This is a genomic window from Kaistella sp. SH40-3 (genome assembly GCF_030686865.1).
Lineage (GTDB): Bacteria > Bacteroidota > Bacteroidia > Flavobacteriales > Weeksellaceae > Kaistella.
Genome location: NZ_JAQYUS010000002.1, coordinates 106,725 through 132,858, shown reverse-complemented (window position 1 = coordinate 132,858; position 26,134 = coordinate 106,725). Strand labels below are relative to the sequence as shown.

20 protein-coding genes and 1 pseudogene are annotated in these 26,134 nt (G+C 35.9%); 8 read left to right on the top strand and 13 right to left on the bottom strand.

Translation table 11 applies throughout. The features are described 5' to 3' along the window. The first annotated feature begins 48 nt into the window (after positions 1 to 48). Positions 49 to 2,592, top strand: coding sequence for a phosphoenolpyruvate carboxylase (locus PUH65_RS04385; RefSeq protein WP_305518557.1), 2,544 nt, complete (start codon positions 49 to 51; stop codon positions 2,590 to 2,592). Positions 2,593 to 2,653: 61 nt separating this feature from the next. On the opposite strand, the gene PUH65_RS04380 is transcribed toward PUH65_RS04385, so the two are convergent. Further along, positions 2,654 to 4,258 (bottom strand): S8/S53 family peptidase, encoded by a 1,605-nt coding sequence (locus tag PUH65_RS04380; protein WP_305518556.1) that lies wholly within the window; start codon positions 4,256 to 4,258, stop codon positions 2,654 to 2,656. 343 nt (positions 4,259 to 4,601) lie between these two features. Between PUH65_RS04380 and PUH65_RS04375 the strand changes: the two genes are divergently transcribed. Both PUH65_RS04375 and galE read left to right on the top strand, forming a co-directional pair. Continuing rightward, complete coding sequence (locus tag PUH65_RS04375) at positions 4,602 to 5,729, top strand: DegT/DnrJ/EryC1/StrS aminotransferase family protein (RefSeq protein ID WP_305518554.1); 1,128 nt, start codon at positions 4,602 to 4,604, stop codon at positions 5,727 to 5,729. A 3-nt stretch (positions 5,730 to 5,732) separates the two neighbouring features. Next, complete coding sequence (gene galE / locus PUH65_RS04370) at positions 5,733 to 6,752, top strand: UDP-glucose 4-epimerase GalE (RefSeq protein ID WP_305518553.1); 1,020 nt, start codon at positions 5,733 to 5,735, stop codon at positions 6,750 to 6,752. A 73-nt stretch (positions 6,753 to 6,825) separates the two neighbouring features. Here the strand turns inward: galE and PUH65_RS04365 are convergent, their stop codons facing one another. The 4 genes from PUH65_RS04365 to pnuC form a co-directional block, all read right to left on the bottom strand. Continuing rightward, on the bottom strand, positions 6,826 to 9,348 hold the full coding sequence (locus PUH65_RS04365; RefSeq protein WP_305518551.1) for an outer membrane beta-barrel protein: 2,523 nt from the start codon (positions 9,346 to 9,348) through the stop codon (positions 6,826 to 6,828). A gap of 111 nt (positions 9,349 to 9,459) precedes the next feature. Continuing rightward, a complete protein-coding gene (gene mltG / locus PUH65_RS04360; protein ID WP_305518549.1) occupies positions 9,460 to 10,497 on the bottom strand; it encodes an endolytic transglycosylase MltG in 1,038 nt (345 codons plus the stop codon). 22 nt (positions 10,498 to 10,519) lie between these two features. After that, positions 10,520 to 11,296, bottom strand: a complete 777-nt coding sequence (dapF, locus tag PUH65_RS04355) for a diaminopimelate epimerase (RefSeq protein ID WP_305518548.1) — start codon at positions 11,294 to 11,296, stop codon at positions 10,520 to 10,522. An 86-nt stretch (positions 11,297 to 11,382) separates the two neighbouring features. Continuing rightward, the gene (gene pnuC, locus PUH65_RS04350) at positions 11,383 to 12,054 is read right to left on the bottom strand and encodes a nicotinamide riboside transporter PnuC (RefSeq protein ID WP_305518547.1); all 672 of its coding nucleotides are present in this window, start codon (positions 12,052 to 12,054) and stop codon (positions 11,383 to 11,385) included. Positions 12,055 to 12,239: 185 nt separating this feature from the next. On the opposite strand from pnuC, the gene PUH65_RS04345 reads away from it, so the two are divergent. Together PUH65_RS04345 and PUH65_RS04340 are read left to right on the top strand one after the other, a co-directional pair. Continuing rightward, a complete protein-coding gene (locus tag PUH65_RS04345; RefSeq protein WP_305518546.1) occupies positions 12,240 to 12,806 on the top strand; it encodes a DUF3365 domain-containing protein in 567 nt (188 codons plus the stop codon). A gap of 414 nt (positions 12,807 to 13,220) precedes the next feature. Continuing rightward, positions 13,221 to 13,521: pseudogene (locus tag PUH65_RS04340) on the top strand (GIY-YIG nuclease family protein). A 186-nt stretch (positions 13,522 to 13,707) separates the two neighbouring features. Here the strand turns inward: PUH65_RS04340 and PUH65_RS04335 are convergent. From PUH65_RS04335 to PUH65_RS04300, 8 genes are all read right to left on the bottom strand, one after another. Then, positions 13,708 to 13,914: a DUF2892 domain-containing protein gene (locus PUH65_RS04335; RefSeq protein ID WP_305518545.1), complete on the bottom strand. Its 207-nt coding sequence runs from the start codon at positions 13,912 to 13,914 to the stop codon at positions 13,708 to 13,710. A 25-nt stretch (positions 13,915 to 13,939) separates the two neighbouring features. Further along, positions 13,940 to 14,245 carry a hypothetical protein gene (locus PUH65_RS04330; protein ID WP_305518544.1) on the bottom strand — a complete coding sequence of 102 codons (306 nt, stop codon included), beginning with the start codon at positions 14,243 to 14,245 and terminating at the stop codon, positions 13,940 to 13,942. A 56-nt stretch (positions 14,246 to 14,301) separates the two neighbouring features. Continuing rightward, positions 14,302 to 17,547, bottom strand: coding sequence for an efflux RND transporter permease subunit (locus PUH65_RS04325; RefSeq protein ID WP_305518543.1), 3,246 nt, complete (start codon positions 17,545 to 17,547; stop codon positions 14,302 to 14,304). Positions 17,548 to 17,573: 26 nt separating this feature from the next. Beyond that, a complete protein-coding gene (locus PUH65_RS04320) occupies positions 17,574 to 18,650 on the bottom strand; it encodes an efflux RND transporter periplasmic adaptor subunit (RefSeq protein ID WP_305518542.1) in 1,077 nt (358 codons plus the stop codon). A gap of 152 nt (positions 18,651 to 18,802) precedes the next feature. Beyond that, positions 18,803 to 20,098: a TolC family protein gene (locus PUH65_RS04315; RefSeq protein WP_305518541.1), complete on the bottom strand. Its 1,296-nt coding sequence runs from the start codon at positions 20,096 to 20,098 to the stop codon at positions 18,803 to 18,805. A gap of 284 nt (positions 20,099 to 20,382) precedes the next feature. Then, a complete protein-coding gene (locus PUH65_RS04310; protein ID WP_305518540.1) occupies positions 20,383 to 20,817 on the bottom strand; it encodes an OsmC family protein in 435 nt (144 codons plus the stop codon). Positions 20,818 to 20,821: 4 nt separating this feature from the next. Further along, on the bottom strand, positions 20,822 to 21,133 hold the full coding sequence (locus tag PUH65_RS04305) for a rhodanese-like domain-containing protein (RefSeq protein ID WP_305518539.1): 312 nt from the start codon (positions 21,131 to 21,133) through the stop codon (positions 20,822 to 20,824). 249 nt (positions 21,134 to 21,382) lie between these two features. Beyond that, positions 21,383 to 21,991, bottom strand: coding sequence for a Crp/Fnr family transcriptional regulator (locus PUH65_RS04300; protein ID WP_305518538.1), 609 nt, complete (start codon positions 21,989 to 21,991; stop codon positions 21,383 to 21,385). Positions 21,992 to 22,235: 244 nt separating this feature from the next. Here PUH65_RS04300 and PUH65_RS04295 point away from each other — a divergent pair, with 244 nt between their 5' ends. The 3 genes from PUH65_RS04295 (at position 22,236) to PUH65_RS04285 (ending at position 26,028) form a co-directional block, all read left to right on the top strand. Further along, the gene (locus PUH65_RS04295; RefSeq protein ID WP_305518537.1) at positions 22,236 to 23,921 is read left to right on the top strand and encodes an amino acid permease; all 1,686 of its coding nucleotides are present in this window, start codon (positions 22,236 to 22,238) and stop codon (positions 23,919 to 23,921) included. Positions 23,922 to 24,082: 161 nt separating this feature from the next. Further along, on the top strand, positions 24,083 to 25,105 hold the full coding sequence (locus PUH65_RS04290) for a glycosyl hydrolase (RefSeq protein ID WP_305518536.1): 1,023 nt from the start codon (positions 24,083 to 24,085) through the stop codon (positions 25,103 to 25,105). A gap of 2 nt (positions 25,106 to 25,107) precedes the next feature. Continuing rightward, the gene (locus PUH65_RS04285; protein ID WP_305518535.1) at positions 25,108 to 26,028 is read left to right on the top strand and encodes a sialate O-acetylesterase; all 921 of its coding nucleotides are present in this window, start codon (positions 25,108 to 25,110) and stop codon (positions 26,026 to 26,028) included. The last annotated feature ends 106 nt before the right edge of the window (positions 26,029 to 26,134 follow it).

Genomic DNA, 26,134 nt, shown 5'->3' with positions numbered 1-26,134 from the left:
TTATTTACTTTCAGCGTTTTAAAAATAAAATTGCCCTAAATTTGTTAGATGCTACACGAAGAAAAAAAAGAAAAATTCCGCCAATTGGTCGAGAATAAATTCCAGATTTACAACTCGCTTTTCATGAGTTTGCCCTATGATAAAATGTCGAATATCGGCATGTTGCTGCCTTTTCTTTATGAGGAAAGCAGACTGGGTTATGAAGCCGAGAAAAATCCTGAAGAAATTGTAGAAGAGTTTTTCAGTAAACATACCGAACTGAAAACCGAAGAACAGAAAACAGAATTGCTTTTTAAAATCATTCAGTATATCGAACGGCAAGTGGTATTATACGATAGCATTGAAGATGCAGCATTTCCACAACTGCATTCTGAAAGTGATGCGGGAACCATTCTTCAACTTCATGAGCGTGCTTTGCAGGAACATCAGTTAGAAACCACGAGAAAAAAGTTGAAAGATTTTGCCATTAAAGTAGTTTTTACGGCGCATCCAACACAGTTTTATCCTAATTCTGTACAGCGGATTTTGCATGATTTACGCACCGCAATTATTAATGATTCGGTGACCGATATCGACATGCTTTTGCAACAGTTAGGCAAAACGCCTTTCCTTAATAAAGAAAAACCAAGTCCTTTAGATGAAGCATTGAGCATTATTTTTTACCTTCGATATGTGTATTACGACACCATTGGTGAACTATATAAAAAATTGAAGAACTCGTTTAGTACGCAAAACTTTACTCCAAATACAGATGTTATTCAAATGGGATTTTGGCCCGGCGGTGATCGCGATGGAAACCCTTTTGTAACTGCAGAAATTACGCAGCAAGTCGCTCAGGAACTTCATCTTTCCATATTGAAATCCTATTATGCGCATTTGAAAAATCTGAGAAGACGACTGAGTTTCCGTGGGGTTTCTGAAATTTTAGATCGTTTAAGTGATGAATTGTATGATGTTATTTTTAAACAAGAAAAAGATATTTCAACCGAAGAGATTTTAGCAAAAGTAAAAGAAGCACAAAAAATTCTTCTCGAACAGCATAATGGACTTTTTAAAAATCTGTTAGAAGATTTTAAAGATAGGGTCAATATTTTCGGAACTCATTTTGCGACCTTGGATATTCGCCAAGACAGTCGTGTTCATCAACAAATCATTGATGAAATTATTGCTAAAAAATCAGATTTAAATATTAAATCTATTTCCGAACAGGAGAAATTAGATTGGCTTTTAGATACTCATGTTATTTTGAATCCAAATGATTTTGAAGGAATTACCAAAGATACTTTACAAAATATCTATAATATTAAAAGCATCCAACAGAAAAACGGCGAACGCGGAATGCACCGCTACATTATTTCTAATTCAGATCATATCAAAGAAGTACTGAATGTTTACGCACTCTTCCGACTTTGTGGTTATAAAGAGGAGGAAATCAAAATGGATATTGTTCCGCTTTTCGAAACCATGGAAGGTTTAGATGCTGGCGAAAATGTGATGAAACAATTATATGAGCTTCCGATTTATAAAAAGCATTTGGAAAGACGCGGAAATGAACAAACCATTATGCTCGGCTTTTCTGATGGAACAAAAGACGGTGGCTATCTAAAAGCCAATTGGGAAATTTATGAAACCAAAGAGCAGTTAACCAAGATTTCTGATGAGTATGGAATTAAAGTTATTTTCTTTGATGGTCGTGGCGGACCGCCTGCAAGAGGTGGCGGAAAGACTCACGATTTCTATGCTTCTCAAGGGAAAACAATTGCCAATCATCAAATAGAATTAACGGTTCAGGGACAAACGATCACGAGTGTGTTTGGGAATAAAGATCAGGCGAAATATAATTTTGAACAATTATTAACGGCCGGAATTGAAAATGATGTCTTTAAAAATGCTAAAAAAGATTTAACCGAAAAGGAAAGAAAACTCATTGAAGAATTAGCGGAAATCAGTTATAAAAAATATTCTGATTTAAAAGCGCATCCACGATTTGTTCCTTATTTGCAGGAAATGAGTACGCTCGAATATTACGGAAAAACCAACATCGGAAGCCGCCCAACCAAGCGAGGAGTTGGAGGCGAACTAAAATTTGAAGATTTGCGCGCGATTCCTTTTGTTGGTTCTTGGAGTCAATTAAAACAGAATGTTCCCGGCTTTTTCGGTTTCGGATTTGCCTTAAAAGAATTAAAAAACCAAGGTCGATTTGATGAAGTGAAGAGCATGTACAAAGGTTCTGATTTCTTTAAAACTTTAGTGTTAAACTCCATGATGAGCATGAATAAATCGTATTTTCCACTAACTTCTTATATGAAGAAAAATGAAAAATTCGGCGAATTCTGGACAATTCTTTTTGAGGAATATAACCTCTCAAAAGAAATGATGCTCGAGTTAACAGGATTCCGCGAATTGATGGAAGAAGAACCACTTTCTCAAATGTCGGTGAGAATTCGGGAAAGAATTGTTTTACCACTGTTGAGTATTCAGCAATATGCTTTAATCAAAATTCAGAAAAACGAAGGAAATCGGGAAGCCTACGAAAAACTCGTAATGCGATCCTTATTTGGAAATATTAATGCGAGTCGAAACTCGGCTTAAAAACAAAAAGACCTTCCGAAAATGAAGGTCTTTTTTTATGACATAAAAGGAAATTAAACTCTTATTCTTTAATCAATTTTTCAATGTATTGATTTTTTTCTGTTTTAACTTTTAAAAAGTAAACTCCTTTTTCCAATCGTTCGATATTGTTGCTTTTGTCATTTTTCATTGCTTGAACTTTCTGTCCTAAAGTATCATACAATTCCACAGAAATAATTTTTTCATCGGTTTTAATAGTGAACGTTTTAGAGACAGGGTTTGGATAAATTTGCAATGTCAATTTCTTGTCAGAATTGACTGCTGCTAAAGTCGTATTCCAAGTTTTGCCAAAATTCAAAATTCCATATCCTTTTTGTGGATCGGTACCTGGATAAAGAGATGCGTTTTGACGGAGTAAATTACTGAGTTCATCTACCGTTTTTGTCGGCATTGCTTCAATCAAACAGGCGACTCCACCAGCGGCAAGAGGTGTGGCGAATGATGTTCCGTTGCTCGTGGTTACTGAATTGTTGTAACCCATATATGTTGAAGTTCCTCTTGCGCTTCCATCGGGTTTAATTACTCCGACCGCATTTGGACCAAAGGAAGAAAAGGTTGAACTGGAGCCAGTTGAGGCTACCGCACCCACCGTAAATACTTTAGCATTATCTGCTGGAGTAATGATGTAATGCCAAGGTTTTTGCGCTTCATTTCCAGCCGCAGCCAAAACGAAGATTCCTTTTTCGGTCGCGATTTGTGCGGCTCTAGCGATGAAAGAAGTGGTTCCATTCATATCAGAATATAATAAATTATAACGCGAATCGTCGAAATCATAATAACCCAATGAAGTCGTAATTAAATCTACTCCTTTTCGATCTGCTTCTTCCGCCGCTTCTGCCCAATACAATTGCTCTTCGGGTATTTCGTTGTAAGCATCTTCAGTTGCATAAAGGTAAAAATTCGCATCGGGTGCTGTACCTACAAAACTATTTTGTACATAACCTGCAATAACGCCTAAACAGTAAGAACCATGGGCGTTTAAGGAAGTGTTGTAAAAGTCGTTGTTTTTGCTGATGAAATTATAACCGCCTTTGATTTGTCCGTTATTTCTAATCCTTGCATAAACTGAACCTGTGTCTACAGTTGGAAAACCGCTGTCGATAACTGCAATGGTAACGCCTGTCCCCGTGTAACCTGCAATATGTAACGGACGAAGATTAACCTGATTGATTTGTGCTAAACTTAACCCATAATTAAAAGTGGTTTTCGCGATTGCATTATTAAATTCGTCAAATTTATTTACTTTTTCTGCATTGCTTTTTCCACCATTCGGATGTTTAATAAAACGCTCTACAGATTGCACATACGTTTGGTTTCGAAGGGTTTCAATTTGTGCTGCAGTTGCATTCACCGCAATACCGTTCATCCATTTAGAATAATCATCCACGGTAAATCCTAAATTTTTTATATTTTGAATATACGAGGGCTCGATCGGCGCATCTTGATCGTTCAGTGCGATGGCGAATTTGGTTCTTCTGTCTAGCGATTTTTGCGATAATTCTGAAAGCGGATTTGCATAAAACGCTGCTTTATTGGGTTTGTCTTTAAAGAAGACAAAAACAAGTTCTGTTTGTGCCTGAGTAGAAATGAATAGTAAGAAGATAAAAACCGATAGAAATTTTTTCATTTTATTAATTATTAAAGTATAACAAAAATAGAAAAATACTAATGATTTTTCAGTGTTTTTGTTGAATATGTCTTAACGGTGGTGTATGATACGCGTTTTGTTTCCGTTTTTATCAATATATCGTTTGCCGCATCTGGAATTAAATCATCATATTTTGAAAATTCTCATATAACAAACTTTGTCATAGACTAACAAACATTCAAGCGAATTAGTTTTTTAAAAAACTTAATTTTAGTAAATTTGAGGAAATATTTTTTTTATGAAATCGCCATTAATGTTCTGTAAAAAATACTAAAGAAGATAAGCGATTGCATATGACCAATAAAACCAATAAAATTTTCATATGAAAAAGATTCAGATGGTTGACCTTCAAAGTCAATATTATAAAATAAAGTCAGAGGTAGATAATGCAATTCTCAATGTTTTAAATACTGCAGCATTTATTAATGGACCTGAGGTAAAATCTTTCCAATCCGAATTAGAAACTTATCTTGATGTAAAACACGTAATCCCTTGTGCAAATGGGACTGATGCTTTGCAAATTTCTTTAATGGCTTTGAATTTACAGGAAGGTGACGAAGTGATTACCTCCGATTTTACTTTTGCAGCAACCGTAGAAGTCATTCATTTATTAAAATTAAAATCGGTTTTAGTGGATGTAGATTACGATACTTTTACCATCGATACCGAAAAACTAAAAGCAGCAATTACGCCGAAAACCAAAGCGATTATTCCAGTTCATTTGTTTGGTCAATGTTCTAATATGGAAGAGGTTTTAAAGATTGCCAAAGAACATAATCTTGCGGTGATCGAAGATAATGCCCAAGCAATTGGCTCTGAATTTACTTTTTCTGATGGAACCGTGAAAAAATCTGGAACGATGGGAATTATGGGAACGACTTCTTTCTTTCCTTCCAAAAATTTAGGATGTTATGGTGATGGTGGTGCAATTTTCACCAATGATGATGAACTCGCACACAAAATAAGAGGCATCGTAAATCACGGAATGTACGAAAGATATTACCACGATGAGGTTGGCGTAAATTCCCGTTTAGACAGTATTCAAGCGACGGTTTTAAGAAAAAAACTAACTTTATTAGATACGTATAACGAAGCGAGAAGAAAAGCAGCGGACTATTATGATGAAGCATTTGCCGATTGCAAAGACATTTTAATACCGACAAGAGCAGAAAATTCCAGCCACGTTTTTCATCAATATACCCTGAGAATTCTGAACGGAAAAAGAAATGAATTACAACAATTCTTAACGGAGAAAGAAATTCCAGCCATGATTTATTATCCGGTTGCATTGAGAAAACAAAAAGCCTATTTCCAGGAAAGTAATGATGCTGATTTTGTAAATACCGATAAATTATTGGAGCAAGTTATTTCTTTGCCGATGCATACCGAATTAGATGATGAGCAGTTGAAATATATTTCAGATGCGGTTTTGGAATTTATGAATAAGTAGTTAATGAAGACAATACTCGTTACCGGCGGTCTCGGTTATATTGGTTCTCACACGGTGGTAGAACTTTTACAAAATAATTTTCATGTCATCATTGTTGATGATATGTCAAATTCGGAGAAATTTATTCTAGATAATATTGAGAAAGTCGCAGGTAAAAGACCCGTTTTTTTTCCATTTGACTTAAAAAGAAAAGAATTGCTTTATCAAGTTTTTGAAGCGTACGAAATCGATGGCTGTATTAATTTTGCTGCCTTCAAAGCAGTAGGAGAGAGTCAGGAAAAACCGTTGGATTATTATGAAAATAATTTATTTTCTTTAATTAATATTCTTCAGGAGTTTAAAGCCAGAAATATTTCTAATTTCATTTTTAGTTCTTCCTGTACGGTTTACGGTCAGGCAGATCAACAACCGATTGATGAAAATACGCCGTTGAAAATGCCGGAATCATCTTACGGAAAAACCAAGCAAATGGGCGAGGAGATTCTGAAAGATTTTGCTACGGCGTACAAAAAGAAAGTTTCTTTGCTTCGGTATTTTAATCCGATTGGTTCGCATCCAACGGCGTTATTAGGTGAATTGCCAATTGGAGTTCCCAATAATTTAGTTCCTTATGTTACGCAAACGGCGTCTGGAATTCGTGAAAAACTTTCGATTTGGGGAAATGATTATGATACGCCAGATGGAACTGCAGTTCGTGATTATGTTTATGTCGTTGATTTGGCAAAAGCCCACGTTAAAGCCTTGCAGAAATTAATGGCTGAAAATTCGGATACAGTAATTGATATTTATAATTTAGGAACCGGAAAAGGTTCTTCGGTTTTAGAAGTTGTAGAATCTTTTGAAAGAGCGAATGAGGTGAAAGTTCCTTATCAAATCTGTGAACGAAGAGCAGGTGATATCACTATCGCTTATGCAAACGCAGACAAGGCCGAACGAGAACTCGGTTGGAAAGCCGAAACATCTTTAGATGAAGCCTTGCGCACCACCTGGGAATGGCAGAAGTATTTAGAAAGCAGAAAGTAAAACTATATTATACAAAAAATCCTGAAAAATTAATTTCAGGATTTTTTGTATCTCAATTGTAATTCTTTAAAAATTACATCGGTGGGCCTTGATCGTCACCACCTTGACTATTCGCGTTAATATCTTTTTTACGTTTCGGTGCATCTACTTTCTCACCTTGTTTGAAACGGTAAGTCAACGAAACATTGAAACTTCTTGGGTTCCACCTCATATAGGAGTCTTTTTCAAAACCCGAACCGAAACTGGTTACATTTCTACCTCTGGTTCCTAAAATATCCTGAATATTAAATGCGATGGTACCGTTATTTTTCCAGATGGTTTTGTTGGCTCCAAAATTTAAGACATACATATCTTTGCTTAGGCTGGAAGCGGTTTTTTGTCCACCTCTGAAGAAACCTTGTACTTGCATGCTCATCGTTTTATCGATTTTGAAAGTGTTGGTTAAACGAATTCTGGTTGAGAATCCTGAACCATCAAAAGATAATGGTTTATCCATTCTTGTGGCATCAAAATAAGAACCTTCTGATTTATATCCGAAAAGATCTGCACTCGCCATAATTTTATACCAAGGGAATAAATCAGCAGTTACGTTAAAATCTAAACCGTAACTCGTTTCACTTCCTACATTATTAGGGGTGGTAATTAAAACATCTGAACCGACTGCTTCACGCAAAACCACAAATTTAACATCGTCCGTAGTTTTTCTAAAATATAAAGTTGGATTGATGGTGAATTTTTTCTTCTGAATGGCGTATCCTAATTCGAAAGAGTCGATGTAAGACGGATTCAAATCACCATTACCCTGAAATAAATTTTGACGGTTTGCCAACGAAGTCGGGTAAGGAATCAAGAACCAAGAACGTGGTCTGTTAATTCTTCTGGAATAATTCAATAATAACTGATCGTTGGTACTTCCTAAATCATAACTCAAAAATACACTTGGGAAAAATCCTAAGTAACTCTTTTTGTTTGAATCTTTTGCGCCAGTATATCCTAAATAACTAATTTCGATGTTTGATTGCTCTGCTCTTAAACCAACTTGGTAACCTAACTTATCAACTTTACTTTTAAACTGCGCATACCCAGCATTAATCATTTCATCGTAAACAGTATTACCACTGTATTTTTCTGCAACGCCATAATTTAAAAATGAATCTGTTTCTTTATTCAGGAAATCGTAATCATTCACATTATTATCAATTCGGTAACCTGCTTCTAATTTCGATTTTTCCCCGATTGGCAATTCATAATCGATTTTACCAATGATTGATTTGTTAATGGTATTGTTATCCCCTAAACTTCCATATTGAAAAACAGACGAATTGTATTGTCTGGAATCTTCCGTCGATTCATTATTGCTTCTCTGTACACTTAAGGATAATGAAACGTTATGCCCATTGGTATTGAACTTATGATCTAAACCAATATCACCTTGCAATGAAAGGTTGTCACCCGTACCTAAAGCATTGGTTTGCGAGTAATCCGTTAACACTCTGGAAGCATTATAATTAAAGTTATCTACTTTATTATCGCTGTTACTATCGGAACTTCTAATCATACCCGAAAGGTTGAAAGAGGTTTTTTCCGTTAAATCAACTGCAAATCCTCCGGTCGCATTATAGTTATTGCTTTCACTTTTGTTACGTGAATTTTGTTCGAAGTATCTGGTTGTTGCAAGACTCGTTTGATCAAAAAATCGAGTATTACTATCATTTTTTCCTTCTCCTTTTCGGTAACCACCGCCACCATTAAGGAACCAAGTCCAGTTGCCTTTTTTCCAACTCAAATTTGTATTTAAATTAGTACTTGGTAAATATCCTAAACTTCCGGTAACGCTACCGTTGAAACCCATTCCTTTGGTTTTCTTTAAAATAATATTTAAAATCCCTGCAGTTCCACTCGCTTCAAATTTTGAAGAAGGATTGGTAATGACTTCAATTCTTTCAATTTGATCTGCGGGGATCGATTGCAAACCACCTGGGCCACTATCAATTCCAAGAAGAGCAGATGGTTTTCCGTTGATTAAGAATTTCACGTTAGAGTTTCCTCTCATCGAAACTGTACCATCGGTATCAACATCTACAGAAGGAACATTAGCTAAAACATCTTGCAAATTCCCACCTTTACTAAGAAGGTCGGAAGAAGGGTCGTAAACTTTTTTGTCGAGTTCTACACGGTACGGTTTTACCGCCGTCGCTGTAATGGTAACACCTTCGATGTCTTTGGTTCTACCGTTAGTCGCAGAACTTTCAGAAGTTACCGTAAAATTACCAAGATTTCCCGCAGTCGAGATTTGTTTATTTAAGGTGGTCTTTTTAAAGTCAATCGCTTCAATTGCGATATCGTAATTCCCTGGAGTCAGTTCTAATTTGTATTCTCCTTTCTCATTGGATAAAGCCGCATCGCTGAAAAGTTTGTTCGCTTTATTGCTGAAGGTTATTGAAGCGTAAGGAACAGCGTTTTTTTGTTGGTCAACAATTTTTCCGCTTACGTTTACTTTCTGCTGTGCGAATGCTAAACTCGCTGCGCCTAAAACGAAGGCAAGTCCTAAAGTCCTTTTTTTAATAATTGATGAAATCTCAATTTTGTTTGTCATAATTTTAGTTTAAACTATACTGATTACTTTTTTTAACAATAGTTAAATGTCTGTTTGATATTTTTAAATTTTAATAAGAAAATACTTCTTTTTTTTCTTTTAAGAATGCTATTATTTAATGTTTTTAGAATTCAGCCAATCCTGATACGCCTTTGCATTCACCGCATGTTCTGCCGCACTTGCTGTAAATTTATGGAATCCAAATCGCGCCGGATCTGCACACATATAAATGAAATCATTCTTTTGTGCATTTAAAACAGCGTCAACCGAATTTTTATCCACCATGCAAATTGGTCCTGGAGGAATTCCCGCCGAGAAATAAGTATTGTAGGGCGAAGGCTCGCGAAGATGTTTAAAGAAAACTCTTTTGATCGGATCACCCTGAAAATTATTGGCTTTACTCACCGCATAAATTACCGTTGGATCACTTTGCAGTTTCATGCCTTTTCGGTAGCGGTTTAAATATAAGCCGGCAACCGTTTTCATCTCATCCGGTTTGCCGCCCGTTTCTTTATATACTAAAGACGCCAAGGCGTAAATCTGATCACGGCTTAGACCTAAACTTTGTTCTTTTGCTTTTCTTTCGGCGGTCCAAAAACTATTGTAATCGTCTTCAAATTTTTTAAAGAATTCAGCGGGAGTTACGGTCCAGAAGAAGTTATAAGAATCAATGAAGAAATATTTTTTTAAATCTTCTGCGTTGCTTAAACCTTTTGTGGTTGCTATTTTATCTAAATCTGTGGCAAAACGCAAAGAGTCCAGTTCTGTTTTTTTAGCCACTTTTCCCACCATTTGATAAACGGTAAAGAAATCTCCAATTCTAAAAGTGTTTTCAGTTTGATTTCCGGCTTTAATCATATTGACCAAATCGGTATTATTGGTTCCGGATTTAATTCGATATCGACCAGCGCTGAAAAATTTATCCATGTTTTTATCCTTCGCAACTTCGGCAAACTGTTCCTTGTTTTTTAAGTAAGGAGTAATGGAATCTAAAATAGAATTGAAATTAGCAGAATGCGGAATCAGGATATAACCTTCTTTGTAAACGTTATTTCCATAATATTTTTGATAAAATTTTAACCCAATATAAGTTCCAATATAGGAAATAATAAAAAACAGGATCCAAATAACTGTCTTGCTATTTTTCATAGAATTGCGATTTCCTTTTATGTTATAAATTGATTTTACCTTTAAATACTTGTTTTGCCGGACCTTCTAACCAAATGTTTTTGAAAGTTTCGCCGTCCTGTTCTGCATATACTTTCAACTTTCCACCCAAAACATTTACATGAACGGAAGGTTTATTTTTATCTTTTAGAAAAACCAAAGCCGAGGCTGTTGCTCCTGTTCCACAACTAAAAGTCTCATCTTCAACACCTCTTTCATAAGTTCTGATAAAGATTTCGTCCTCCGAGATTTCTTCAACAAAATTCACATTGATTCCTTCCTGACAATAAGACGCAGAATTTCTTATTTTGTTACCGTTTTCGAAAACTTTATATTTTTCTACGTTTTCTACAAAAGTGACGTAATGCGGCGAACCTGTATTTAATTCAAAATCACCATCCATTTTTTTAATGGAATCTACGTCAATCATTTTCAGTTTAATAATGCCATTATTGATTTCTGCTTCGTGTAACCCGTCGATTGCGGTAAAGGTTGTTTGATCTTCAAACACGTCCAGGAAATGAGCAAACGCCACAAGACACCGTCCGCCGTTTCCACACATCGTACTTTCGTTTCCATCGGAATTATAATAGACCATTTTGAAATCAGCCGTCGGATCGTTTTCCAGTAAAATCAATCCATCGCCACCGATACCAAAACGGCGGTCGCATAAGGTTTCAATAATTTCTCTCTCTTTAGGAAACTGTAAATCACGGTTATCGATCATCACGAAATCGTTTCCGGTTCCCTGATACTTAAAAAAGTCAATAGTATTTTGCATAAAAAAAAGGTTTTTATCCCTTGTAATTTTGGGAGAGCAAAGATACTTAATTCTTTATCAATAGGGGAAAGTGGAGATAGATTAAATCAGTTGCTGTGATGGATTCGATGGTCTTTTTTCCATTCGAAATAGCCCACAATTGCCATGGCTGTAAAAACCATATATTGGATTGAAGTAATTCCCAAACCTTTATAAATCATCATCGGAATACAAATCAAATCACCTACGATCCAGAAAATCCAGTTTTCGATTTTACGTTTTGCCATGAGCCACATTCCAACCAAGAAAATCGCCGTGGTGAAAACATCCAGCCAGTTCGCCCAATCCAAATGATACAAGCCAAGTTGCACATTCTCCATTGAGAAATGATTGTCGATATAGGGTTTGTAATAATAAACGATGGTAACTAAAATTAAACTGATCAGAAATAAAATCCCGGAGAAAATCCATTCTTTTTTTGTCGCCCAGGATACTTCAACATGAACGTGATCTTCAGAACTTTTAGCCCACAAAACCCAGCCGTAAAGGCTCATCACGGTGTAATAAAAATTAATCATCATGTCGCCGAGCAAACCGAAATTGAAGAGGATATATACGTAAAGCGCTGTAGAGATTATTCCAGTTGGATAAACCCAGATATTTTTTTTAATGGAAAAATAAACACTCAGGACTCCAAAAATAGTGGCAATCGCTTCGAGCGCAATTTGAAAGTTATCGTAGGTTTCGTAAGGTTGCAGAAAGAGTTCGTAGAAATTCATGAGTTCAAAGATAAGTTTTTCTGAAAATAAAAACGAGTGTAACTTAAGTCACAGATGTTGTTGAAAAGTCGTCCTATCTTTGAATCAAATTAAGAGTCATGAAATCGCCATTTAGTAATTTGTAATCAAATATAAATAAAGATTTGCGATTACATTTGACATTAAAAAACGATAAATATTTACAAATGAAAAAGATAATATTGTTAAGTAGTTTCGGTTTTTTATTTCTACAGTGCGGAAATAAATTCGTTCATGAGGAAATTTCAACAAAAGAAGTCGCAACAATCAGCTCTGATTCACTTCACAGTTATGCGACCGAAACCAAGAAACTTTTGATGAAAAATGTAGGCGAGCAAATTCAGAAAGGCGGACCGGAATCGGCTTTGGAGTTTTGCAATATCGAAGCAATGCCTTTAACAAAATCGATGTCAGATAAACACGGTTTGGTGATTTCCAGAGTTTCTGATAAAAATAGAAATCCAAAAAATATTGCCAACGCAGAAGAGTTGAAGTTAATTGAGCAGCATAAAATACAATTACTAGCAGGTGAACTTTTAAAACCCGTTCGCACCGAAACGCATTACTATGAACCTTTGGTTACGAATGCAATGTGTTTGCAATGTCATGGTGAACCTAGTAAAAATGTTCAACCAAAAGTGGCCGCGAAAATTGCAGAATTATATCCAAATGATTTAGCCATGGGTTATAAAGAAAATGAAGTCCGCGGACTGATCAGTATTAAAACTAAATAGTTTATTTCCATATTTTTATTTGTTAAGATAGACCGTCGCATTTATGTGGCGGTTTGTTATTTTTATTATATAAAGTTTGTCACGCTGGAAGCGTCTCTGGATAAAACAAGGCAGAGATTCCTCCGGAATAATAAATGATCTTCAAAAGTTCCCCATTTTGTCGCGCTGAAAAGCATCTCACACACAACCGACGTAGAGATTTCTCAGAATAACAATTGATTTTTAAAAAGCCACGATATTTGTCACGCTGGAAGCGTCTCAGTGCAGAGATTGACTTTGTCGAAACGCTTCGTTAGGTTTCCTCCGGAATTACAAAAGGAACCAACAAACTGCAGAGCCAGAAGTATGAAAAAGTTGATCCTTAAAAACTTAGCAGTAATCTATAATTTACTAATTTCGTAAAAACACATTGCCATAATTGAATTCACAGAAGGTATTTACGATTTTTACGTATATATTTTAACTAATAAAAATAAGACCGTTTTATATACTGGGGTTACAAACGATATAAGACGAAGGTTTGAAAGAACATCGAGAAAAAAAGAATCCAAAAAGTTTTACTGCGCGATATAATGTTGAGTTTTTAATTTACTATGAACATTTCGGTTGGATTCAACTAGCATTAGCAAGGGAAAAAGAGATCAAAGATTTACGAAGAGAATTAAAATTAGATCTGATTAAAAGTTTTAATCCTGACTTAAAATTCTTAAACTAGCATTTTGAGATTCCTGCGGAATGACAATGATCGTTACAAAACCACCATGTTTGTCATGCTGGAAGCGTCTCTACGTAGAGATTCCTTCGGAATGACAAAAGTGTAAATGACAAAATCCCTGTAAAATTAATTGCAGGGATTTGCTATGATTAACCTTGACAAGGTTTTACAAAAGTTTGTACAAATTTAAACTCCACAAGATCCTCCTTCATTCGTATATCCCAATTTCCCTAAAATCTTATCGAGCAAACACCAATTCGTCATCGATGATTGGAGTAAATTAATTCCCACAAATCCAGTTAACCAAAGCCAATTCTGGCTTACGTAAATGGATAAAAGGATACTTGCCAAAATCATTGTTCCGGCGAAAGCGTGTATTATTCTAGTTTTCATTTTATTTATTTTAATATTTATATTTTTAAAATTGTTGTTCCAAATTGATCAAAGCAATGTGTACTTTGGATAATGTTTCTTGCCCTGAATTGAATTCTTCAATTTTTTTTAGAATTAAAGGCGTGTTTTCTTCTGGTACAAAAACCGTGAATAATAAAGAGTCTGTTTCTGCATAGGAAGAAGCAAACCAATTATCTACGACGCTGCTTTGAATGTCATTTTTGAAACCTTTTACAGTACTGTAAGTAAAAGATTTTGCTCCTGATTTTACCAGAATATTTTTGATTTCGCTTTCAAATTCCTTGATTGCGGTGATTAATAATAATTTCATAATTGATGTTTTTAAAATTCTCTGCCGAAATATTTTCCAGCAGAGAAATAGGTTAATTAATCCTGAAGGTCTTCGTCAATAGAAACAGATTCTGATTCGATGACCGCAGGTTCGTTATGCGCCCATTTTTTCTTTTCAGACATATAATAAATCAATGGAATCACGATCAACGTCAAAAGCGTAGAAACGATCGCTCCAAATACCAATGAAATTGCCAATCCCTGGAAAATCGGGTCGAATAAAATAACGACTGCTCCAATTACAACTGCTCCAGTTGTTAATAAAATCGGTGTTGTTCTCACTGCTCCGGCTTCGATGATGGCTCGTTTAATAGGTTCCCTTTCTTTCAATCTAATTTCTATAAAATCAATTAAAAGTATAGAGTTCCTCACCATAATTCCAGCCAAGGCAATCATTCCAATAAATGAAGTTGCGGTAAAGAAAGCGCCCAACAACCAGTGTCCGAGGACAATTCCCACCAATGAAAGTGGAATAGGGATCATCATCATAATTGGAGTTTTGAAGTTCTGGAACCAACCCACGATCAACATATAAATAATCAGAATCACCACTAAAAATGCCACTCCTAAATCCCGGAAAACTTCCAAAGTAATTTGCCATTCACCATCCCATTTCACTGTGTAATCTGATTCGTCTTTTGGTGCATTCATGTACAATTCATTCAATGAATATCCCGCCGGAAGTTTGATGTTTTTCAATTTTTCATCCATTCCCAGAATCGCGTAGGCCGGACTTTCTAATCCTCCCGCCATATCTGCGAGAATATAAACCACGCGTTTCTGGTCTTTTCTGTAAATTGATTTTTCCAAAGTTTCGCGTTGAACTTTTACAATATCACTCACAGGAACCATTCCGGCCTGACCTTTCACTTTTAAATCAGTAATATCAGAAATACTGGTTTTGTCGCCCTCATTGAGTTTCATGACGATGTCAATTGCGTCGTTCGATTTTGGATCAAATAGGTTTCCGACCGAATGTTCGCCAATCAAATAAGTTAGATTTCCAATAATTTGTTGAGGTGCAACACCGTTCAACATTGCTTTTTCTTTATCCGCTACGATTTTAAATTCCGTTTGTGGAGATTCCACCATCCAGTCCACATCTACAACATCGTCTGTATTGATCAAGATTTTTTGAACTTCATCAGCGATGCGAACTTGCTCTTCATAATCTGGTCCGTAAACTTCAGCAACAATGGTTGATAAAACGGGTGGTCCAGGTGGAACTTCTACGATTTTCACATTTGCGCCATATTTTTTTGCAATCTTGTGAATCTCCGGACGAATTACTTTTGCCACATCGTGACTTTGTAAATCACGATCTTCTTTATGCAAGAGATTCACCTGAATATCCGCAGTATTGCTGCTTCCACGCATATCGTAATGACGAACCAAACCATTAAAAGTAATCGGAGAAGCGGATCCAATATAAGATTGGTAATTCACCACTTCTGGAACGGTTTTCAGATATTGCGCGATATCTTGCGTTACTGCCGCAGTTCGTTCTAAAGTCGTTCCTTCCGGTAAATCGATGACAACTTGCACTTCATTTTTATTATCAAATGGAAGCATTTTTACTGCGACCCATTTTGCCGCAAAAGCAAACATGGAGATCATCAATAAAACACCCGTAATTCCGAGCATCGTCCATCTTTTCTTTTTGTTATCAAGCAAAGGCTGCTCAATCTTTTTATAAATTTTATAGATGAAACCTGTTTCTAAACCTTGCTCTTCTTTATGTTCCTCGCTGTCTTTTACTTTTAATAAATGGAAACCTAGATAAGGCGTAATTGTTAAAGCAATAAAAAGAGAAAGCAACATCGCAATGGAAGCACCAATCGGCATTGGCGACATATAAGGCCCCATCATTCCAGATACAAATGCCATGGGTAAAATCGCTGCAATGACCGTGAATGTTGCTAAAATCGTCGGGTTACCAACTTCATTAATAGCGAAAATAGCGGCTTGCTTGAATGGTAATTTCTTCATGTGGAAATGCCGGTGCATATTCTCCGCAATAATAATACTGTCATCGACGACGATTCCCACTACGAAAACCAGGGCAAAAAGCGTAATTCTGTTCAGCGTATAACCCAACATATAATAGGCGAAAAGTGTCAAGGCAAAGGTTAATGGCACAGAAAAGAAAACGACTAGACCGCCTCTCCATCCCATTGCGAGCATCACCAAAAGCGTCACTGCAACAATCGCAATTCCCAAGTGGCTCATTAATTCTGATACTTTGTGAGAAGCCGTTTCACCATAATTTCGGGTCACTTCTACATGCACATCATCTGGAATTAAAGTTTTCTTTAAAGATTCCACCTGATCCAAAATCTCCGCAGAAATATGCATCGCATCGGCACCTTTAACTTTAGAAACAGAAAGCGTTACCGCAGGATATTCCGATAAAAAATTCTTGCCTTTTTCAGTCGCATTTCCGTAACCGAAGTTCACGTAATTCTTTGTGGAGGAAGGTCCGTCTTCAATTTTTGCGACTTGTTTTAAATAAACCGGCATATTTTGAGAAGTTCCAATCACCAGATTTCCAACATCTTCAGCAGAATTTAAAAACTCACCGGTTGTTACCAAATATTCCTGATCGTTGCTGGCGAAACTTCCAGATTGCGAACTTCCGTTATTGGCCTGAATCATTTGCATAATCCCTAATGCATCAACATTAGATTCCGCCATTTTATCTTTGTCAACTACCACTTGCAACTGTCGGCTTCTTCCACCAATCACGTTGGTTAGGGAAACGTCTTTAATTTTTTTGACTTCAGAAGCGAGTTCTTCGGTCATTTGTCTCAATTGAAAATCGCTGTATTTTTCGCTCCAAAGCGTCAATCCCAACATCGGCACGTCGTCGATGGAGCGGGTTTTAATCAAAGGTTCATAAACTCCTTTTGGAAAGATGTTTTTATTTTTCATCATCTCATCATAGAGTTTTACATACGAACGTTCGGTATCTTCGCCGACGTAAAACTGAACGATTATCATGGCTTTTCCGTTCATGGCCATACTGTGGACGTGCTCTACACCTTTGATGTTGGAGATTATTTTTTCTAAAGGTTTCACCACACGATTTTCTATTTCCGTTGGATTTGCGCCCGGATAACCAACCATTACGTCGGCCATCGGTACAATAATCTGTGGTTCCTCTTCTCTTGGTATTAATGTCGAACTGTACATCCCAATCGCCATCAACGCGACCATCAAAAGAATTGATAGTTTTGAATTGATGAAGACTTCGGCAATACGTCCTGCTATTCCTTGTTGCATAATTTTAATTTAAATAATTGAGGAAATTATTGTTTTACTTTTGCTCCGTTATAGAGTTTTCCTTGCGCTGAAACGATGTAAGGTTCTTTTGCGGTAAGTCCAGATAAAACTTCGAATTGGTCGCCAAAATCTTTTCCTATTTTCACCCAACGAAGAACTGCGGTATTATTTGAACTGATTGTATAAACTCCCGTCAACTGACCCTTTTCTACCAAAGCAGATTTAGGAATCATCACGCCTTCCTGAAAATCCTGATTTACTTTCCCAGCATTTTTAAATGGAAATTGAATATTGACAAACATTCCCGGTAATAAATTTTGACTGCCCGAAACATTGACTTTCACCATATATTGTCCACCCGTATTCGTGGAAGATTTACTAATTTCGGCAACCGTTCCGCCAACTTCTTCGTTTGTCGATTTTAAAGTAATTTTCACTGGCATTCCTTGCGTAATTTGAGTAATATTTTGCTCCGAAACCAAAACCTGTGCTTGCAAAGAAGATGGTGACTCGATGGTTAACAAAGGCATTCCCGGACTTGCCATATCGCCTTGTTCTGCATATTTCGCCGTGATTACTCCGGAAATTGGAGCCGTAATATTCGTGTACCGATACTGAGAATTTACTTCACTTTTCATCGCTTGTGCGGCTTGCAAACCGGCTTGAGCCATTTCGTAGCGCGCTCTCATATCATCAAGTTCTTTTTGAGAAGCACTTTGATTTTTATATAAATTCGAGAAACGCTCGTAATCTTTTTTAGCAATATTATAACTTGCCTGCGCTTGAGAAATTTGCGCATTGGCTTGTCCACCTTTTGCCTGAATATCTGTGGAATTGATGCTTACCAATAATTGTCCGGCACTTACGTTTTGTCCAACTTCGGCTTTCATTCCGGTGATGTAGCCCATCATTCTGGTACTTACATTGACGGTATTTTTCGCGACTAATTTTCCACTGGCACTTGCATAAGCACCTTCGGAATTATTTCCGGATTGATTTACGGTTACTTGGATCGGCGTCTGCTTCAGTGTTGCATCTTTTTCGTCTGCCGAGCAACTCATGGTTAATCCTAAAAGTAGGACGGAGTAAACTAATATTTTCATGTTGATATTTTTTAAGATGATAGATTAAAAGATGATAGATAATAGACTGATAGATAATAGACTGATAGATAATAGACTGATAGATAATAGGCTGATAAATAATAGATGTTTACAATTTGGTCTATTATCTACTCGTCTATCTTCTATTTGTCTCATTTTAAAAATTTAAAGTATTCCAGCGCCGAATTATATTCGAAAATCGCTTGTTGATATTCTAATTCTTTCTGCGACATTTGAGTTTCTGCGGACAATAAATCAGATGATTTTTCTAAACCTTGATCATATCTGTTTTTACGGATTCGGTAGGCTTCTGCACTTTGATCCCAGGATAATTTGGTCAAAGAAACTTTGTTGTCCGCATCTAAAACCTGGCGATACGATTTATTCAGTTCTAACTGATTCTGTTTTTGATATTGTTGAATTTCAGTCTGTGCTTTTGATAGATCTGCTTTGTAAACTTCTTTTTCACTTTTGGCTTTATAACCATCGAAGACATTCCAGGATAATTGCAATCCGACCAAATAGCCATTACCATTGAATTTATAGACTTTGTTGTCATTTAATTCAAAACTTCCAAAGGCATTTAGTTTTGGTAAAAATTTTGCGTCGGCAGATTTCATCAAATAATCGTAGGCTTCCAACGATTTTTCATACGCTTGCAAATCTTTTCTGTTTTCATTGAGTTTTGGATTTTGCTCTAAGATATTTTCCTGATAAGAAAATTCATCCATCGGTTTGAAAACTTTATTTTCAGAATCTTCATTCAATAAAAAATAAACATAATCCGAAGCATTTCTCACATTCGATTTCGCGTATTGAATCTGACTTTCAATTTCAGAAACTCTTACATTCATATACAAAACTTCAGATTTCTGGATCATTCCGTTTTTGTAATAATTATCGATCACTTTTTTGTTGGCAAGGGTTGTATTTTTTGCTTCTTCCAAGACTTTTACCACTTTATAAGCCATTTGCAATTGGAGATATCCTTTATTCAATTCAAACTGAAGATATTCTTTCGTCCGTTCTGCTTTAATTTTCAAAACATCCACTTTTACTTCTCCCGCTTTTTTCTGATAAACTGCATCTTTATTAAAAATGGGTTGCTGCACTTCCAATTTAGTGGCGAAATTGAAAACATTATCAGGATTATTTAAACTTGCTGGATCAAAATCCATCATGGTAATTCTGGATTGGTTGAGTTTTGTGCCAAATGCCATTAAAGGACTATTGGTCGCAGTTCCCGTGTAGGAGGCAGTTACGTTGGGCAAATACATCGCGCGAGTTTGCAATAATCCGGCTTCTGCAGAATTCACTTCATCATTTGCCAATTTCACGGAGAGGTTTTGACCTTCAATTCTGGTTTCTAAATCTTTTTTAGAAATTTGAATGGTGTCTTGTCCGAAAAATTTTGTTGAAATAAAGAGTAAAAACAATATCTTTTTCATAAATCTTAATTTGATGACAAAAGTATGAAGGTAAATAATCGTACACAGTGACAAATGTTACACAGAATCTATTAACATTGAAATTAGCATTGAATTATTCAGCACAGATTCCACAGATTTCCACGGATGATTCTTTATTTTTGGATGACAAAATTTTTACTGAAAATAGAATCTGTGAAAATCCGTACAATCTGTGTGCGTTTTAACCTTGACAAGGTTAAGTTCATATGAAACAAAACCCCGAAAAATCGAGGTTTTATTGCTGAATATATATTGGTGTGTTTTTAAGAAGTAACGATGGTCGTAGTCATCGTGATTTTCGATTTAATCGAATTAGAGATCAAACAATGCTGTTCTGATTTTTGCAAAATGCGTTCTGCTTTTTCCCGGTCGCTTTCATTAGTGATAATGACAGTTGGTTCCAGGATTACTTCTGTCATTAAGAATTTACCTTCGACCTGTTCGAGTTTTCCGGTTGATTTACAAGAGAATCCAGTGAATTCTAATTTAGAATTTTTCGCGATGGATAAGAAAGTCGTCATCAAACAACTTGCAACTGCAGAGGTAAATAAATGTTCCGGCGACCAAATTCCTTCCACGCCTTTCGGGAATTGTGGCGGAGTAGCGATTTCTACTTTGGTTGACAATTCTGGAGAACTCATTTCACCTTGTCTGTCTTTCGTCCACGAGATATCTACGTTATAAAAGTGTGTATCCATGATTTTAAATTTTACCGTTTAAACTTCCCCAACCACCACCATTGTGAACGTCGGTATAGCCATTATTTAAAAGAATCGTTTTCGCGGATCCACTTCTCATTCCAGAAGCGCAACATGTAATGATGGTTTTGTTTTTGTCCTTTAATTTTGAAAGATTATTTTGAAGTTGATCTACCGGAATATTGATGGAACCTTTAATATGTCCACCCGCAAATTCCCCTTTGCTGCGAACATCAAGGATAATTGCACCGTTTTTTACAAGCGTTGCGTAATCTGTTTTTGTGAAGCCGAAAAATTGATTAATAGTATCTAACATAATTTTGAGTATTTGATTAATTTAATACTGCAAATTTAGGTTAGGGAAATTGAGACTACAGTAATCTACATCACAGAAGTTCAATTTTTTTCACCGCAAAAGCGACAAAAGACAAATGTTGAAAAATAGATTTTCAAAAGAGGGCAAAAAGTAAATTCAAAATGATGTTATCATTTTGCAAACTTTTGATTTGCTTAAATTTTTAATAAAAACTTTTGACTCTTTTGCGGTAAATTTTTTTTGAAAGAATTATAGAAGTTCAATTTTATTTCGGGAAAGAATTAAAAGATGGTCTTTTTCCATTTGTTTTAAAACACGGCTTGTTGCTTCCCGTGTAATTCCCAATTCATCGGCTAATTGCTGATGGGTAACCGAAATTTCTTTCGAATTATACAGTTGAGTTTTCTGTTTGATGAGGTGTAAAAGTCTCGTATCAATTTTTTGAAAAGCCACCGAATTCACAACATCCAATAACTCTTCAAAACGTTTTTGATAAAGATCAAAAATAAATTCCGTCCAGTCTGGATATTTTTTTACCCATTCTTTGGCTTTGTCGGCTGGAATCAACATGATATCCGCATCTTCTTCCACAATGGCTTTTATTTTAGAAGTTTCATTTTTCATTCCCGCGAAAATAGAAACGATGCAACTTTCGCCTGGAGTTAAATAGTAGAGTAGGATTTCGCGACCGTCTTCTTCAGTCCGAATGACTTTGATACTTCCAGAAATGACCACCGGAATATGTTTAATGTAAGAATCCATATTAACAATGGTTTCTCCGGCAACAAAATGTTTCAGGTTACCAGTATCTTCAATTTCTTTCACTAAATCGGACTGGAATATATCTTTTAAAATCATGGCTTAAAGTTAATAAAATTTCTCTTCCTACTTATTAATTTAAAAGCCATCTGCAATCACTTGCTGGTGTTTTATGAAAATATTCTTTTCATCCCTTTCTTTTTTCATTATTAAAGTTTTTACGTTTTCATTATGAAAGTCAGTTTTTTACTGATTTGGAAAGACTTTTTCCAAAATAAATTGCCGAAAAATAGTTAATCATTGCTAAATTTTTATATTTTTGGGAATCTTAAACAAATAAAAAATGTCAAATCTTTGGAGAACCAAACCTCTGAGTCAACTTTTGTCAGAATCTGACGAGACCTCAGACGGTTTGAAAAAAACATTGTCGTCTGCTTCTTTGGTAGCCTTGGGAATCGGTGCAATTATTGGAGCCGGACTCTTTTCGATCACGGGACTTGCAGCAGCAAATTATGCGGGACCTGGAATCATGATTTCCTTTATTATCGCAGCCATTGGTTGTGCTTTTGCCGGCTTATGTTATGCGGAATTTGCCTCAATGATTCCTGTAGCAGGAAGTGCTTATACCTATTCTTACGCAACAATGGGTGAGTTTATCGCCTGGATTATCGGATGGGATTTAGTCTTGGAATATGCCGTGGGAGCCGCAACCGTTGCCTCGAGTTGGTCGGGTTATCTCGGGAAATTCTTGGAAAGTTTTGGAGTTTCACTGCCACATAATTTAATGATGACGCCGTTTGACAGTTATATTGTCGATGGTGTTACGCATACCGGTTTAATTAATCTTCCGGCGGTTTTCATTGTAAGTATAATGTCAATGGTCTTAATTAAAGGAACAAGTGAATCTGCATTTGTCAATACTTTAATTGTTATTCTTAAAGTTTCAATTGTAATTATATTTATCGTTGTAGGTTGGAAATATGTAAAAGCAGAAAACCTTACCCCACTTATTCCTGCAAATACAGGAAAGTTTGGTGAATATGGATGGTCCGGAATTATTAGGGCCGCCGCGGTCGTCTTCTTTGCTTATATAGGATTTGATGCAGTTTCAACCGCTGCACAGGAAACAAAGGATCCGAAAAAATCAATGCCGATCGGTATTATGGGATCACTTATTATCTGTACGGTATTGTATATCATTTTTGCTTACGTAATGGTAGGTGTTGTGAACTACAAAGCGTTTACTGCCGGTGGTGGTGGAGATCACTTAGCGCCAGTTGCAATTGCAATTGAAGCAATGGGAAGCGTTGTAAATGGGACGATGGTTCCAGCATATCCTTGGTTGAATACCACGATTATCTTAGCGATTTTATTGGGTTATTCATCAGTAATTTTAGTAATGTTAATGGGTCAAAGCCGTGTATTCTACTCGATGAGTAAAGATGGTTTGTTGCCAAAAGTTTTCAGCGAAGTTCACAAGAAATTTAGAACACCTTATAAATCCAATCTTTTCTTTTTGGTATTCGTGAGTTTATTTGCGGCCTTTGTTCCGGGAAGAGTAGTAGGAGAGATGACCAGTATTGGGACTTTGTTTGCCTTTATCCTGGTGTGTGTTGGTGTATTGGTTTTAAGAAAAACGCAGCCAGATGCACCACGTGCTTTTAGAACACCGCTGGTTCCATTAATTCCGGTTTTAGGAGTTTTGGTATGTTTAGGAATGATGGTTTTCTTACCATTTGACACCTGGATTCGTTTGGTATGTTGGATGATGATTGGTCTGGATGTTTATTTGTACAGAGGAATTAAAAACTCATTCTTAGGAAAAGCAAACAAAACCACTGAGGATCCGAAAAACTATACGGTAACAGCGATTTCCGGTATTTTCATGACCGTTCTTCTTGCAGTGTTGGCTTACTTACACCATCAGAATGCTGAGGTTGATGATAGCGGATTAATCATGTTCTCTGTAGCGATGATTATTGTACACGCAATTTTATATGGCTATTATTTCTTTAAGTATAAAAAATAATCAACTGTATATCTATTTTAAACCCCGTCTTTTAGGCGGGGTTTTTTTGTTTTATGTTGAGGTTTATTAATGAATTATTAACGTTGATTTTTTAATATAAAGATTCTGATATTCAATATTAATAGTGAGGGATTTTTAATTTTTAGTTAAATTTGTATGATATGAAAAAACAAATCGGTTTCTTATTATTCCTTTTTTACTTCACTTTTTCTTTTGCTCAAAAAGTAGAAATTCAAACATTATTAAAAGATCAAATCTCCATTCGCGCTTTGCAGATTTATGATGACAAAGTTTGGTATGCTGGAACAGATTCAAAATTCGGTTTTGTCAGTTTAAAGGATTCTGCAGATAAAAAGCAAATGAAATTATCTGATGAAAAATTAGAATTTCGAACGTTAGCACAAGACCGTAAATACTTTTACACGATTAATATTTTAAGTCCGGCTTATTTGTTCAGAATTGATAAGAAGACATTGAAGTCAAATCTTATTTCGAGCGATACTATAAAAACTGCATTTTTTGACTCCTTTATTTTTGATAAATTCGACAGAGGAATTGCAATCAGTGATCCAGCTGTCGACGGAGGTTTTAATGGAAAAATATTTGGAGAGAAACCTGAAAGTATTAATAAAAAAAACTCCTTCCCAAAATACTTTCCGGGTGAAGCGCATTTCGCGGCAAGCAATACCAATATCGCCACAAATAGCGGTAAAGTCTGGATTGCAACTGGCGGAATGACAGCAAGGATTTTTAAATTTTCCTGGAACAATCCCACGAAATGGCAAGTTTTTGAAACGCCTTTTATTCAGGGGACTTCTTCCCAAGGAATTTATTCTATAGATTTCTACAATAAAAATTTCGGGATCGCAGTTGGTGGAGATTATACCCAACAAGCAGAAAACATAAACAATATTGCAACTACAAATGATGGAGGAAAAACTTGGCAAATTCAAGCCTCTGGAGAAAATGGTGGTTACAAAACCTGCGTAAAGTTCAGACCGAAATCCAAAGGAAAAGACATCATTGCTGTTGGTGATCAAAACATTGAATTCTCTAATGATTACGGAAAAACTTGGACAACCATTTCCGAAGAAAAAGGGTTGTACTCTTGCGATTGGATTGATGAAAACACTTTAGTGTTTGCGGGGAAAAATAGAATTATTAAAATGAAAATAAATTTTTAGAAATGAAAAAGATCAACTTTTTACTCTTATTGATGGTACCATTATTTGGTTTTTCACAGAAAATAAGAGTCTTCGTTTTGGCAGGACAAAGCAATATGAATGGTTTTGGTTTTACCAAAGATTTACCTTCAGATTTAAAATCCTTTAATGACGTTTATATTTTTCAAGGTAAAGCCGTTGCAGATGATGAAACCAATGGTGGGGTAGGAAAGTGGGAGGTTTTGAAACCGGGACACGGTCATCAATTTAACACCGATGGAAAAACCAATCAACTCTCAGATCGTTTCGGTCCTGAATTATCATTTGCAAAAAGAGTGAAAGAATTGTACCCGAAAGATAAAATCGCATTGATTAAATATGCCAGAGAAGGAACGTCAATCGACAGTTTAGCGCGTGGTCCCTTCGGATGTTGGGATTCTGATTACTTTGGGAAAACGGGTGGGAATCAATTCAAACATTATTTAAAAACGGTTCAGAATGCTTTAAATAAAATCGATTTTCAGAAAAATGAAGAAGTGGTAATGAACGGAATTATCTGGATGCAAGGTGAAGGTGACGCAAGTTTTACGGAAGAAATTGCCCAAAACTATTATGGTCATTTGGTTACTTTATTTAAAGGTTTCCGGGCGAGTTTACGCGATGCCGATATTCCTGTAGTGATTGGCAAAATTTCAGACTCTGGAAAAGATCCGAGCGGACGAGTTTGGAAAACCGGAGAGTTAATTCAATATGCTCAAGAAAAATATGCGGCTCACGATAAAAATGCAGCCATTGTAAGAAGTACTAAAAACTACAGTTACGGCGATGATCCTTGGCATTATAATTCAGCAGCTTATATTGATTTGGGAAAAAATTTCGCTGATGAAGTTTACAAATTGCAGCAGAAAAGAGAAATGATTGTAGGAAAAATAAAAATACAATGATGAAATTTATCAATCGCAGAGAATTTAGGTTTCATTTAATTTAAGTTAAATTTGCACCAGAAAATTCCAGTTGGAATTCTAGCGATTTTAATAAAAAAAATTGAGA